Origin of the sequence: Streptomyces kebangsaanensis, from assembly GCF_001906585.1 — a bacterium.
Classification (GTDB): Bacteria; Actinomycetota; Actinomycetes; order Streptomycetales; family Streptomycetaceae; genus Streptomyces; species Streptomyces kebangsaanensis.
Genome location: NZ_JUJA01000096.1, coordinates 3659 through 17941, shown reverse-complemented (window position 1 = coordinate 17941; position 14283 = coordinate 3659). Strand labels below are relative to the sequence as shown.

8 protein-coding genes and 1 pseudogene are annotated in these 14283 nt (G+C 67.6%); all 9 read left to right on the top strand.

Features of this window, described 5'->3' with window-relative positions; translation table 11 throughout:
- The first annotated feature begins 26 nt into the window (after nt 1-26).
- On the top strand, nt 27-2009 hold the full coding sequence (locus RH94_RS14035) for a hypothetical protein (RefSeq protein WP_073947937.1): 1983 nt from the start codon (nt 27-29) through the stop codon (nt 2007-2009).
- Nucleotides 2009-4153: a DEAD/DEAH box helicase family protein gene (locus RH94_RS14030; protein WP_073947936.1), complete on the top strand. Its 2145-nt coding sequence runs from the start codon at nt 2009-2011 to the stop codon at nt 4151-4153. The genes RH94_RS14035 and RH94_RS14030 overlap by 1 nt, the downstream gene beginning before the upstream one ends.
- Nucleotides 4154-4199: 46 nt before the next feature.
- On the top strand, nt 4200-4364 hold the full coding sequence (locus RH94_RS40730) for a hypothetical protein (RefSeq protein WP_019524112.1): 165 nt from the start codon (nt 4200-4202) through the stop codon (nt 4362-4364).
- Nucleotides 4365-4381: 17 nt separating this feature from the next.
- The gene (locus RH94_RS14025) at nt 4382-6418 is read left to right on the top strand and encodes an AAA family ATPase (protein WP_234425757.1); all 2037 of its coding nucleotides are present in this window, start codon (nt 4382-4384) and stop codon (nt 6416-6418) included.
- Nucleotides 6418-6882 carry a DNA phosphorothioation-associated protein 4 gene (locus RH94_RS14020; protein WP_073947934.1) on the top strand — a complete coding sequence of 155 codons (465 nt, stop codon included), beginning with the start codon at nt 6418-6420 and terminating at the stop codon, nt 6880-6882. The genes RH94_RS14025 and RH94_RS14020 overlap by 1 nt, the downstream gene beginning before the upstream one ends.
- Before the next feature lie 166 nt (nt 6883-7048).
- Nucleotides 7049-9682, top strand: coding sequence for a sigma-70 family RNA polymerase sigma factor (locus RH94_RS14015; protein ID WP_073947933.1), 2634 nt, complete (start codon nt 7049-7051; stop codon nt 9680-9682).
- A gap of 54 nt (nt 9683-9736) precedes the next feature.
- Nucleotides 9737-12097, top strand: coding sequence for a UvrD-helicase domain-containing protein (locus RH94_RS14010; protein WP_073947932.1), 2361 nt, complete (start codon nt 9737-9739; stop codon nt 12095-12097).
- 92 nt (nt 12098-12189) lie between these two features.
- A pseudogene (locus tag RH94_RS14005) lies at nt 12190-12348 on the top strand (dihydrofolate reductase family protein); the annotation flags it as partial.
- Between the two features lie 306 nt (nt 12349-12654).
- Nucleotides 12655-14283 (top strand): DUF4158 domain-containing protein (locus RH94_RS41360; protein WP_199880946.1); only part of this gene is annotated, 1629 nt, incomplete at its 3' end.

Below are 14283 nucleotides of genomic sequence, written 5' to 3'. Positions count from 1 at the left end.
TCACCGGCACGAACAGGGTGGGAAAGATGTCAGCTTCGCTCTCGTTGCTCAAGCCAACGTGGCACGTCGCGTTGCCGTGGCTGGATCAGCTGGGGCCCGAGCAGTTGCTCGCACTCCAGCGGATGGGAGGGCCAGCGCAGTGGTGGCTGCACGAGACACCGGAAGAGACAAGCGCACGCCGCCCGTACATGGATGACGTCTTCGACCTGCTCGCCTCCTTCCTGGGTTGGAGCGGTGAGCCCGAGCTGGACGCACGGCCTTTGCACCTGCTGCTTCCGTCGCTACCGCAGCAGATGCCGACGGCAGAGCTGAAACTGGAGACGACGGCGTTGGACATCCTGCAGGCCGCAGGTGGCAGGACACTGGCCGACGTGGCCCTTCTGACTCCGTCGAACATTGCCTGCCTGGCGAAGGTCCGCACCGACACAAAGCGCGACATACTCGCGGCTCTCGTGCGCGCCGCAGCCCTGTCTTCGCAGCCGGAGCCGTCCCAGGACGAGCCCCCGCACGCGCTCGCGTCGCCTGCGCACACCGAGCCGGAGAGCCCCGACCATGCGGTCCAGGGATGGTTCATCTCTCTCGATGCCCGCCAGCAGGACCTGATCACCCTGCACCTGTGCGCACCTGTCCCGGTGCCGGTTGACGAACTGGCCGTCCGCTACAGCACCATGCGGTCGTGGATGGCACGGCTGCTGGAGGAGCTGCCCCAGCAGCTGCAGAACGCGGCGCTGACGTCCTCCAAGCTCGCTTGCGCCTTGCAGCTGTTTGAGTCCGCAACCCAGGCTCCCGTTACCCGTGCCGATCTGGCGGACCACCACCCCTGGCTCGCCGACCGGCTGCCCGGCAGCGAGGTGCGGGTGCTTGAGCTGCTACTCGCCCTGCACTGGTCGGGAAGCAGTGACGGCGACTGGCTGTTCAGCGGTTCGCTGGCGCACGCCCGTAAATTGACCCGCAGCGCGCTCGGCCTGGTTCCGGGGGAGGCGTTGTCGCTGTCCGCAGCCGTGCGGCTGCTGAAGGACACCGGGCGTCCTCTCAAAGCCACCGAGCAGTGGCTTCAGTACTGCGGGCTGCGTGTCGTCGGCGGCCAACAGGTCGAACTCGCGCCCGCACAGCAGTCCGCCGTCGTAGCCCACCGTGTGGCAGCGGTGGACGGTGATTATGAACTGGCACCGCCGCGGCCCGCCGCCCCGGCCGCTCCCCTCGACGCTGCAGCTGCCACCACACCCTCCCCTGCCCCCTCCACGCGCGCAGACTCCCCTCCGGGATCCGTGCCAGAGCGCGCGCCGCAGATAGAGGAAGTCTTCGAGCAGCTCCGCGTGTACGCCTGCCGGCAGCGCCCGGGCGAGCAGCTGACCGATCTGCTGCAAAACAGCGAGGAACTGCCCGAGCCACTGCGGACGCTGGTGGCACGCGCCCTCGCTGCAGTCGCCACCCCCGACGGCTGGCAGCTGCCCGACGACGCCTCCGGCCCCGATATCTCCGAGAATCTTGCCGACCTGCCCGCCGACGAGCCCGCCGCACCCGACGCTGCGCGGCGCGCATCGCTGACCGACCGCGCTCTTGCCGTGCTCGAGGAACTCGGCCACCCCCTGGACTGGCCGCTGCTGGTCAACCGTATGGGCCCGGGCGTGAACGTTCGCTCGCTGAAAGCCCAGCTGTCCAAAGACGACCGGTTCGTGCGCAGCGACGTGAACTCCTGGGCGCTCGCGCAGTGGGGACTGCGCCCCTACACCAGCATCAAGGAGCTGATCGCACAAGAGGTGGACTGGGCGGGCGGTTCGATCCCCATCGACGAGCTGGTCGCCACCTTGACCCTTGAGTTCACCATCGCCGCCGCCAGTGTTCGCGTGTCCGCCTCCTCGCCTCCCTTCACCGCGCGCAATGGCGTGGTCCGCCGGCTCAGCGACGTCCGCGCTGAAGACGACGGTGAGCAGCCATCGGCTGGCAGCGCCAGCTCCGGCGACGACGGGCCGTCCTCCGACGACCTGATCAACCTCATGGGGCTGTGATGACCGGGCACTCACACGGGCTGCGCGCGGTCGATCTGCACGCCGACTACCGCAGCGACCGCTGCGACATCGTCGGCGACTTCTACGTCCCCTCCCTCGACGCGGCCACCTCCTACGACCGTGCGGTCGGCTACTTCAGCGCCTCGGTGCTGGCCGTCCTTGGCCAGGGGCTGGACGATTTCGCCGCGCGCGGCGGCACGATGCGCATCATCGCCTCCCCTCAACTGACGGCTGAGGACGTGGAACAGATCCACGCCGGATACGAATTGCGGGCCGTGCTGGAACAGGCTGCCGTGCGGGACATGGAGCAGGCGGCCCAGGACCCGCGGGCAGCGAGCGGGCTGGGCAAGCTCGGCCTGCTCATCGCCGATGGCCGCCTCGACATCAAGCTCGCCTACATCAGTTCCCACGACCGGATTGGCATCTACCACGAGAAGATCGGCATCTTCCGCGACGGCCACGACCTGGTCGCCTTCAAAGGCAGCGCGAACGAGACCATGCCGGGACTGGTCGGCAACTTCGAATCCATCGAGGTCTTCCGCACCTGGGAGCCGGGCGACCGGAGCCGGGCCGTACGCATCAGCCAGGACTTCGAAGACCTCTGGGACGACCGGACTCCGTTGCTGCGAGTGATCGACTTCACCGCCGCCGCCCACACGGTCATCCAACGCTGCGCCCGGTCCACAGCACGCGAGGTGGAACTGCCGCTGCTGGACGGTGCCCTAATCACTCTGCCCCGCCCGGAGACGTCCGGACGACTGGCGATCCCCGGCGAGCTGACCGTACGGGACTACCAGAAACAAGCCGTCGAACGCTGGTTCGCCCAAGGTGGCCGGGGCATCCTGCGCATGGCTACCGGCACGGGCAAAACACTGACCGCGCTGTCGGCCGCAGCCCAACTGACCCGCGTGCTGCAAAAACGCGACCAAGGACTGCTGACCCTCGTCATCGCCCCGTACCAGCACCTGGTCGACCAATGGTGCAAAGACATCGCCTGGTTCGGCGTGCAACCCATCCGCGCCTACGAATCCACCAACAGCTGGTACGGCAAAGCCTCCTCGCTGCTGGACGCCCTGGCCCTGGGCAGCGCCCAGGGCGGAGTCCTGGTCACCACCAACGCCACCTTCGCCGCCGGCCCGCTGCAGTCGATCCTGGCCCGCCACCGCGGCCGCCTCCTCGTCATCGCGGACGAATGCCACAACCTCGGCGCCAAACGATTGCGGGAAAAGCTCCCGGCATCCGCCGCATACCGGCTGGGTTTGTCGGCCACACCGGAGCGCTGGTTCGACGATCAGGGCACCGCGGCACTGACGGACTACTTCGGCGACGTCGTCTTCGAGATGGGCATCGGCGACGCCATCCGCGCCGGAGCCCTGTGCCGCTACACCTACACACCCGTACTGGTCGAACTGGACGACGAGGAGGCCTACCTCTACGCGGAGGTGACCGAGAAAATCGCCAAGATCATCGCAGCTGAGGGCCTCTCCCACGACACCGACGACGACAGCCCGCTGGGCCAGCTGCTGCGGCGACGCTCCAACATTCTCGGACACGCCCGCGCCAAGCTGCCCGCCCTGCGCCGCGAGATCACCGCGCGGCGCAACGACTGGTACCAGCTGCTGTACTGCGCCGAGGGCCGCCACCCCCTGTCCTTCGAGGGCGGTGATCCGCATGAGCCGACGCAGCTACAGCAGGCCTTGGCCATGGTCGGCACGCAACTGCGCATGCCCGCAGCGCCCTACACTGCCGAAACCAAACGCCCTGAACGCCAGCACCTGCTGCGTCAGTTCGCCACCGGCACTCAACTGCAGGTCCTGCTGTCGATGAAGTGCCTCGATGAGGGAGTGGACGTGCCGGCCGCACGCACCGCCTACCTCCTTGCCAGCTCCTCCAACCCGCGCCAGTTCATTCAGCGCCGCGGCCGCGTCCTACGCAAGGCACCGGGAAAGGAACGCGCGGACATCGTCGATTTCATCGTCGTCCCCCCCAGCGCTGCCAGCGATCTGCAGCACGAGACCGAACGCCGCATGGTGGCGCGCGAGCTGGCACGGGTGACGGAGTTCGCCCGGCTCGCCGACAACGAGGCACACACCCTCGACATCCTGCGCCCGCTGCGCTTGCGCTACGGGCTCATGGACACCTGACAGCACGTGCACGACCGACAGACAGCCCGACGTGTGGAGAAAGACCATGGGGACGACGGAAAGCCTGAAAGACATCATGGACGACCTGTCGCCGGAAGCCAGGAAGCTCGTGGCGAAAGTGTGGCAGCTCGAGCGTGAGCACCTGCATGTGAAGAACCCGACCCTGCTCACGGACGAGATCGTCCGCGCCACCAAGGAGCTGGCCAAATGAAACTGCTCAAGCTCACGTTGGACAATTTCCGCGTCTTCTACGGAACCCAGCAGCTTGATCTCGAGGTCACCCCAGACAAGCCGGCCATCCTGATCTTCGGCATGAACGGCGCGGGCAAGACCACTCTCCTGAACGCGTTCACGTGGGCGCTCTACGGCGCCTTCTCCGACGATGTCGAACATCAGGAACGCGTGATCAACGACCATGCGTGGACGCAGACACCCTTCGGCGAGGTGGTCAGCGCCTCGGTGAAGGTCGAATTCGAGCACGAAGGACTGCTGTTCACCGTGCTGCGTACGGTCACGACGACCAAGAAAACTGAAGAGCAGGTCGCGCTGACGGCGAAGCTCATCGTCACCGAATCCGAGCACGGCGTCAGCGCCACCGTCACCAACGGCCAGGACCGCATACAAAAGATCCTCCCCGAAGGCCTGCGGCAGTTCTTCTTCTTCAACGGTGAGCGCATGGAGCGCATGTTCACCGGCGACCGCACGGACGAGGTCAAGCAGGCGATCAAGACCCTGATGGGGCTTGAGGAGATCGAGCGAGCCATCGCCACCCACCTGCCGAACGCCTCCCGCAAGCTCAGCCGACAGATCGGCAGCAACGGCGACGGACGCCTACAGGCGCTGACGGCCGAACAGGAACGGCTGGAGCAGCACAAGCTCGACGTCCACAAACAGCTGCTGCAGCTGTCGGAGACCGCCGGCGGCTATGAGCGTGAAGTCGAGGCGGCCAACCAAGCGCTCCTTGCCAACGGCAAGGCGGCGCCGCTGCAGCGCCAGCGTGCCAAGCTGAAGGTACGCCTGGACGATCTGGTGGCCAAGCGGGCCGAACGCCAGGAGAAAAAGCGCGACCTGCTCGCCCGGAGCAGCTTCCTTGCTTTCACTGGCGGCATCGACAACCAGGTCCTGGATCTCGCCGAAGGGATGCGCAAGCGCCGAGAGCTGCCCGCGGGCATCCAGCGCGACTACATCGACGGTCTCCTCGAAGACGGGTTGTGCATGTGCGGGCGCGACCTGCCCGAGGGATCCCAAGCGCGGATGGCGCTGGAGGAACGCCGCTACAACGCCGGGCTCGCCGATGTCGAAACCCGCTGGATGTACCTGCGCGGCAAGGCAGCCGACCTGACCTTGGCGCGGGCGGACCTGCTGGCGAAGCTGCGAGAGTGCGTCGCCGACATTGAAGAGATCGAGTCCTCTATCCGGCAGATCGACGCCGAAGAGAGCGACATCGCCCGCGAGCTGGAGGGCGTCGACGTGATGGACGTCCAGCGCCTGGAGGAGCGGCGCAAGGAGTTCGACCGCAAGCGCCTGGACGCCCTGCAGCAGCACCGTGAGGCCCAGTCCCAGCTGACCGAGCTGGATGAGCAGATCGAGAAGGTCAGGCGCCAGTTCCACTCCGCGCGGGTGCAGGACGAGGAGTCCAAGCGCATCCAGCGGCAGGTCGCCCTAGTCGACGAAGTTCTCACCGCCTTCCAACGGATCCTAGCTGTCAAGACCGAGGAGGTCCGCCAGCAGCTCGACCAGAAGGTCAAGAGCGTCTTCGGTCGGATCTGCATCAAACCCTTCACTCCCCACCTCACCCCTGCCTTCGCGCTGGAACTGGTCAACCACTCGGCTGGTGTTGCCGCCGCCCGCAGCACCGGCGAGAACCAGATCCTGGGGCTGTCGTTCGTGGGAGCCGTCTCCGAACTGGCCAAGGAGACCCACGATCGCAAGCAGAAGACGCCCGACGCCGTCCTGGGAGGCGGGGGTGTGTATCCGGTCGTCATGGACGCCCCGTTCGGAAACCTCGACGTCGCCTACCAGAACGACATCGCCGAATCCCTCCCCAAGCTCACCTCGCAGATCGTCACCCTGCTGTCGAAGTCGCAGTCCCGCGGCATGGTGCTGGACCACCTCGGAGGGGCGGCATCCCGCATGTACGTGCTGCGCTCCTACATCACCAACACCGACGCCGACGAGGACACCATCACCATCCACGGCCGTGCCTACCCCTACGTCTCCCACGGCGACTTCAACCACACCGTCCTGGAAGAGGTGACCCTCTGATGGCCGTCGAGATCCGCTTTCGCCGCCCGGCCGAGCACGAACAGCTGCTGTCCCTCCTCACCGGTAAGGACGGCCCCTTCCGCGCCAACTACGAGGCGCTGCTGTTCGCCGCCTCCCTGGGCCGCCGAAAGGAACGCCGCGTTCCGTTCGAGAAGTCGGGGGAGATGATCCGCTACGCGCTGGTGGAAAACCGGGAATACGGCGACGTGCTCATCGACCTGATCGCAGCAGCCGAGGTCCCCGAAGACGCAAAGATCCTCGCCGACGACCGGCTCGCCGAGCGGCTGAAGATCTTCGAGGAGTACGCCAACGGCGGCCTGCACTGCCTCCAGGCAGAGATCAACACCCGGGGCAGCAGGGACCTCGTCGCCATCGTCAGCTCGCTCGTGCTCGATGCACTCACCCCCACGGCAGACACCACCGATGACCCCGTCAAGGACATGCTGGACGCCCTGGAGTGGTAGCACGGCGCACCCCCGGCCAAGCGGCCGACCGCCACACCCTCCACGTCTGACGGATCTTTCAGCCGCAACGCCTCGCACCGTGCCACCCACGGTGTGAGGCAGCGCGCCCCAGCAGGTGACACCCCCGATGCCAACACCATCGAACGTACGAGATGCGGAACCTCACGTGACTGGTCTGATCGAACCCAAGCCGCCATGGCACCACGTCCTCGCCGACCTGCTGCCAGCTCTCCGCTTTGGCGACCCGCACCAGCTGGGGAATGTACTGAGCGACACCCGCCTACCCGACACCTGGTGGATCGACACACCGCTGAGCGACGCCATCGCCACCACCAGCGCACCAGAGGTCGCCCAGCGCGCTGCACACGCACTCTCGGCCCACTGGCCGCACCTGATGCTCGCCACGGCACTGCCCCAGCTGTGCTTTTGCCCAGAAGGCCAGCAGACGGACCTGACCACCACCATCGCCCACGTCGTCGGCGAGGAGACCCTCCCGCAGCTCGTCCTGCCCCTGTTGCGCCCCTTCCTCACCGGCGGACGCGACCTGACGAAACCCGCCACCGCCGCACCGGACACCGCAGCCGCCGAGCTCGACACGGACGTCGCCGCCGTCACAGCCCTGCTGGCGCGCCTGCTCCCCGCCGATGCGCCCCCCGCCATCCACGCTGCCGCAGAAACGCTGTGCGCGTGGGCCCAGCACCCCGGGCACGGCAGCGACACCCCCACCACCGCTCCTGCAGGCCAGCCAGCCGCCGTCACGACGCCCGGGATACCCGCCCCTGCCGGCACCGCGGTGCCCGCCCTGGCAGCACAACCGCTCGACGCACTCGAATCTCTCGTCAGCACCTGGGGCGAACGGCAGCTGGCCATCGCAGCCGGACGCACCTTCGGCCAGAGCCGGACCTCCCTGGAGAGCCTCGGTGAGCAGTTCGGAGTCAGCCGCGAACGAGCACGGCAGATCCAGGTCGAGCTCGAGAAGAACCTCCAGCTGTGGCTCCACTCCGACGACGGCCAGCCCTTCCTCAGCCACCTCCTCGCCGTCCAGGAACACCTCGGGCCCGTGGCCACCGAAGCGAGCCTTCGCGCCCTACACCCCGCCCACGAGCAACCCGTTTCCGCCCTCGGCCTGCCCCTGTGGCAGGTCATCGCCTCACTGCTGCCTGACCGCACCTGGACGAGCGGCTGGCTGGTGCACGGCGATCTCGACCAACGCTTGGAACAAACACGCATCGAGCTCGCAAAACGCTGCACCACCTCGGTGCCCGCCTGGTCCGACATCGTGGAGCTGCTGGCCCAGCAAGGCATCCGCGACACCGACGCCGACGCCTGGCTGCAGGCGGTCAAGGGCTTCCGCGTCATCGACGGGCACCTGCTGCCCTGGGGCCGCTCGATCAGCGACCGGGCCGAAGCCGTCCTGGCACTGGTCGGGCACCCCCTGTCGATGGAAGACCTCTACAGCCGCCTGGACGACACCACGGCCCTGGCCAGCCTGCGCAACCAGATCCAAACCGACGACCGCTTCCTGCGACGCGACCGAGACCTGTATGGCCTGCGCCGATGGGGCGGCACCCCCTACCTCGGCATCCGCGAAATGATCAACCGGGAACTTGAGAGCGCCGGCGGCGAGGCCCAGACCGAGGACATCGTCACCTCGCTTTGCTCGCAATTCGACGTGTCAGAAAAGTCGGTTCGCGCCTACCTCGCAGCCCCGGAATACGACCGCTTCCAACGAGGCTGGGTCCGCCTGAGTGCCCCCGACGATCCCGCACTCGCCGACTACCAGCCACGACGCGACGTCGCACGGACCCGGCGCTGCTTCCAGACGGGCCAGGGCACCTGGTGGTACCGGCTCGACGTCAACGGCGAACACCTGCGCGGCTCCGGCTTCACCATCCCCACCGGCTTCGCCGCACACCTCGGCCTCGCCCCCGGCGGCCGACTGGAACTGTCCCACGCCGTCGGCACCACCCACCTCGTCTGGCGCAACCAGCCCGCCTGCGGCTCCCTGCGCACCCTGCTCGAACACATCGAAGCAGGAGAGGGAGACCACGTGTTCCTGGCAGCCAAGGACGGCCACCTCAAAGCACTACGCCTGGCCGAGAAGGACGAACGCGACCTCACCGACACCCAGCGCGCCCTGCGGCTGATGGCCCTGTCCGGCCAGATCCTCGAAAAGGACATGCCGGCCGTCCTGGGCCGGCGTATCGGTCTCAACGACGCCACGACGATGGACGACGTCCTCACCCACCTGCGCACACGAGGCGACAAGGACATCCTCGAACTGCTCAGCCCGCAATACCCCACCCCCCTCGACACCCCGAACACCGCAATAGCGCCCGATCCGTCCGTCACACCCACCCCGAAACCCGCCAGCACCCCCGCACCCGAGCCCGCCCCCTTGCCCGATGCGCAGCCCACCGGCGAACCCGTCGAGGAAGCCCACCAGCCTGCGGCGCTACGCGACTCCGCCTGGGACGAAGAGATCATCCCCCTGCTCGACCCGGACAGCGAAGCCGACCTGATCGACGTCGCCCACGCAGTCGCCGCCCGCGGCAAGACAGCCCCCATCTTCGGCTACGAACTCGGCGACGGCGGCTGGCAAGCCGACTTCGCCTGGGACCAGGACACGACCAAAGTCGCCATCGTCTCCTGCGCGCCCCACGCGGGCCTCAGCCCTGAAACCGAGCGCCGCGACAGCGCCTACCAAGCCGCCGGCTGGACCATCCGCAGCGCCACCGACTGGCTCACCCGCCTCGACGAACTGCTCGCTCTGCTCCCCGACGTCCCCGAAGACAGCTGAAACAGAGCACCAGCCCCCAGGTAGACCCCTCCACCATCCGGAAGACGCCCTCTGATGACCGTTCGCCTCAGCTTGTACCAGAAAGCCGAACACGAGCTCTACAAGCTCGACCGCTCGGTGAAGGCCAAGTTCTACGACTTCTCCTACCGCTTCCGGGAAAACCCGCACAGCAACGGCCTGCAGCTCAAGGCCCTCAAGGGCGACTCGCACATCTTCTCCGCACGGATCGACGACTCCTACCGTGCCCTGCTCACCCGCACCGGAACCGACGAGCGCGGTGACGAGAACTGGCTGATCATCGCGGTCCGACACCGCCGGGACGTCTACGAACAACTCTCCGTCGCCATCAACCGGGTCTCCGGAGAGATCGAGTTCGTCGACCTCTCGGTCGTCGGCGAAAGCGCACTGCGCCGCGCCGGCATCCAACTCGTCCCCGCCGAACCGGACACCACCAGCACAGAAGAAACCGAACCCCCCGCACTGCCCGGGCCAGCTTCCCCCGGCGACGGGGAGCCGGCTGCCGCGACACCTCCACTGCTGGCCGCCCATTCCCCCCAGCTGCTGCGGGAACTCGGCGTCGCCGAATCCCTCATCGACGTCGCGCTCACCCTCACCGACACCGCCGACCTCGACCGCCTGGTCGCCGGAGCACCCCTGCTCTCCCAGGACATCCTCTATGGCCTGGCCGCAGGGATGAGCCCGGACGAGGTACGCGCCGAGATCACCGACGCGGTCGCCTCACCAGAGCACATCGACCTCGCCGACTTCGGCGCCGCCCTCGCCCGCACCACCGTCACCACCGTCGACGACGCCCTGAAGAAGGTTCTGGAAGCAGGGGACTTCCAGGCATGGAAGGTCTTCCTGCACCCCACCCAGGCGCGCCTGGTGAACCGCGACTACAACGGCCCCGCCCGGGTCTCTGGCGGTCCCGGCACGGGCAAGACCATTGTCGCCCTGCACCGCATCCACCACCTCCTGCAGCAGCTCAAGCCCGGCCGGGACAAGCCCATCCTGCTGACCACCTTCACCAAGAACCTCGCCGCCGACCTCCACGCCCGCCTCAGCGACCTCATCGGCGATCCCGCCCTCCTGGCCCGCGTCGACATCACCCACATCGACGAACTCGCCTACAAGGTCATCACCGAGAACGCACTCAGCGGCCGCAACAAGCGCCGCATCGACGACCGCACGGCCCTGAACGAGCTGCGTGCCGTCCTGAACGAATTCGACCAGCAGGGCTCCTGGGAGCCGGAGTTCCTCCTCGAGGAGTGGGAACAGGTCATCCTCGGCCAGTCTGTGACCACCCGCGCCGCCTACTTCCAAACCCGCCGAGCCGGCCGCGGGCACCCGCTCACCCGCCCTGAACGCGCCGCCGTCTGGAACATCCTCGACCGCTTCACCGCCAGCCTCGACAACAAAGGCATCGAGACCTGGGGCCAAGCCGCCGAACGCGCCGCCCGCTATGAGATGGAACGCGCCGCCCGCGTCCAAACCCGCCAGGCATACAAGGAACAGGTCGGCGGTCGCGACCTCATCCACCGCGACGCCGAGGCATCACTGCACGACCTCAAACACCGCTACCGGCACGTCGTCGTCGACGAGGCACAAGACCTGCGCGCCGCACACTGGAAGATGCTCAGGGCGATGGTCGCTCCCGGCGACAACGACATGTTCATCGCCGGCGACACCCACCAGCGCGTCTACGACAACCATGTCTCCCTCGGCTCCCTCGGCATCAACGTCCGAGGCCGCTCCGCCCGTCTTTCCCTGAGCTACCGCACCACCAAAGAAATCCTCGCCCAAGCCCTTTCGGTGATGTCCGGCGAGACATACGACGACCTCGATGAGGGAACTGACACCCTCGCCGGCTACCGCTCCGTCCTCCACGGCCCCGTCCCCGAGCTGCACGGCTACACCACGTGGGAGGACGAACTCGACGGCCTCGCCTCCACACTGCGCACCTGGCGCGACGAACTCGCCGCCCATGACAACGGCACCGAGCGCGACACGCGCGGCCTCATCGCCGTAGCAGTCCCCGACCGCGACAAGGTCAGCCAGGTCATCTACCACCTCGCCACCAAAGCCGGCCTCGACTACGCCCAGCTGACCTCCGATGGCCCCCGCGGCGATGGCGCCATCCACGTCGGCACCATGCCCCGCTTCAAGGGACTGGAATACCAGCGCCTCGTCATCGTCGGCGCCAACGACCGCCTTGTGCCGAGGATGGAGGCCATCGACCGGTACCGCACCGAAGACCCCGCACGCTACCGGCGAGAGCTGCGCAAGGCCCGCTCGATGCTCTTCGTCGCCGCCACCCGAGCCCGTGACGCCCTCACCATCACCTGGCACGGCACTCCCAGCCCGTTCTTGACCAAAACAGCGACTGAAGGTTTTCTCAACGAAATGATCTCGTGAGGTGACTCGGCCCAGGGGATCCCGCGAGCCGCGATGAGTCCTGCGGCGTCCGGCAGTCGTACTGCCGAACCCGTCACTGAGGAGGACCTCTGATGCGCAGCGTGACCTATTCTTCGATGAGCGTCTCACTTGACGGCTACATCGTCGGACCGGATGGCGACTTCGACTGGACGGCGCCCGACGAGGAGGTCTTTCGCTTCTGGATCGACGAGACTCGACCCCGAGTTCATCAGTTGGTGGGCACACGAGTCGGTTGAATCCTGGGGCTGACCTGGGGGAACGGGCGTGAGGTGCCGTCGGGGTCGTGTGTCCACGCCTCGGTGAGGTGTTTTGCCTGTTCAGGGGCTATTCGGGGGTCTGCAGGCCGCTCATCTTTGGTGGCATCGGCACGCCGGAGTCCTTGAAGAGGCCCTGCTCTCGTATAACTGCCGCCACCCGACAAGTAGCTCTCTGTAGCGGATCAGGGGTGAGCTTGTCTCGGATTTCGATCTTCCCGTCCCCTTCCCTGCGCGGCGCGGTCACGGTGGTCAGGTCATGGCGACCGGGAGGAGGCCAGAGTGCGGCAGGAGTGGGAGCCGGAGGACTTGATCGAGGTCTGGACGCTGCTCGAAGACGACATGAAGCGGCTGCGGAACAAGTCCGGCGCGAACCGGCTGGGGTTCGCTCTGCTGCTGAAGTTCTTCGAGGTGGAGGCTCGTTTCCCGGAGAGCGCCGGGGAGATACCGGAGCCGGTGGTGTCGTACGTGGCCCAGCAGGTGAAGGTGTCGGCCGAGGAGTGGGCGTCGTACGACTGGGCGGGGCGAGCGATCACGCGGCACCGGTCGGAGATCCGGGCCGCGTACAAGTTCCGCGAGTCGACCGAGGAGGACCAGGCGGCGCTGGCGGAGTGGCTGAGCGCGGAGCTGTGCCCGGTGGAGCTGTCGCGTGAACGCCTGGTGGCCGCGGTGGTGACCCGCTGCCGCAACGACCGCATCGAGCCGCCCGCCCTGGCGAAGGTCGACCGCCTGGTGGGCCGGGCGATCCGGGCGTTCGAGGAGCGGTTTTGCCGCACCACGACGGAGCGGCTGCCGCGGGCGACCCGGGATCGGCTGGATGAGCTGATCTTGGGTGAGGAGCTCGCCGGCGGCGAGAGCGAGGCCGATGTGGTGGGCGGGGGACGGTCGTTCTTCACCGAGTTGAAGGCCGATCCGGGGGCGCCGGGGCTGGAGAGCCTGCTGGCGGAGGTGACCAAGCTGGAGCGGGTCAAGCGGCTGGAGCTGCCCGGGGACCTGTTCGCGGACGTGTCGGAGAAGCTCGTGGACGCCTGGCGGGCGCGGGCGTCGAAGGAGTACCCGGCGAACCTGCTGCGGATGAAGCGGCCGGTGCGCCTGACGCTGCTGGCGGCGCTGTGCCACGTACGGCAGACAGAGATCACCGACTCGCTGGTGGAGCTGTTCATCCAGCTCGTGCTGAAGATCAACACTCGGGCGGAGCGGAAGGTCGAGCGGGAGTTGGGCGCGGAGCTGAAGAAGGTCCGCGGCAAGGAGGCGATGCTGCTGCGGGTCGCCGAGGCGGCGCTGGCGGAGCCTGCGGGGGTGGTACGGCGGGTGATCTACCCGGTGGTCGGCGGGGAGAAGACGCTCAAGGCCCTGGCGGCGGAGGCCGCGGCGAATGAGGCCCGTTACAAGGCCAGGGTGCGCACGGTGCTGCGGTCGGCGTACTCGGCGCACTGGCGGCGGATGCTCAAGCCGCTTTTGAAGGCGCTGGAGTTGAAGTGCAACAACACCGCCTACCGGCCGGTGATGGACGCGATCGGCCTGCTCACCCGCTATCTGGACCAGCCGCTGAAGGAGGGGGCGTTCTTCGACGAGGCGGAGCGGATTCCGCTGAAGGAGGTGGTGCCCGAGCAGTGGCGGGCGGCCGTGGTGGACGAGCGGGGCCGGGTGGAGCGCATCCCGTACGAGCTGTGTGTGCTGGTGTCCCTGCGGGACGCGCTGCGGCGGCGGTCGATCTGGGTGGCCGGGGCGAACCGGTGGCGCAACCCGGAGGACGACCTGCCGCCGGACTTCGAGGACAACCGGGACGTGCACTACGCGGCGATCCGCCAGCCGCAGGACCCGGAGGAGTTCATCGCCGCCTTGCAGGGCCGGCTGCGACCTCCCTGGACCGGCTGGAGACGGCGCTGGTTGAGGACACCACCGGCGGGG

Bases quoted from the DNA above. Each gene is read 5' to 3' on its own strand.
- RH94_RS40730 (WP_019524112.1), top strand. From the start codon at position 4,200: ATGGGGACGACGGAAAGCCTGAAAGACATCATGGACGACCTGTCGCCG.
- RH94_RS14035 (WP_073947937.1), top strand. From the start codon at position 27: ATGTCAGCTTCGCTCTCGTTGCTCAAGCCAACGTGGCACGTCGCGTTG.
- RH94_RS14020 (WP_073947934.1), top strand. From the start codon at position 6,418: ATGGCCGTCGAGATCCGCTTTCGCCGCCCGGCCGAGCACGAACAGCTG.
- RH94_RS14010 (WP_073947932.1), top strand. From the start codon at position 9,737: ATGACCGTTCGCCTCAGCTTGTACCAGAAAGCCGAACACGAGCTCTAC.
- RH94_RS14030 (WP_073947936.1), top strand. From the start codon at position 2,009: ATGACCGGGCACTCACACGGGCTGCGCGCGGTCGATCTGCACGCCGAC.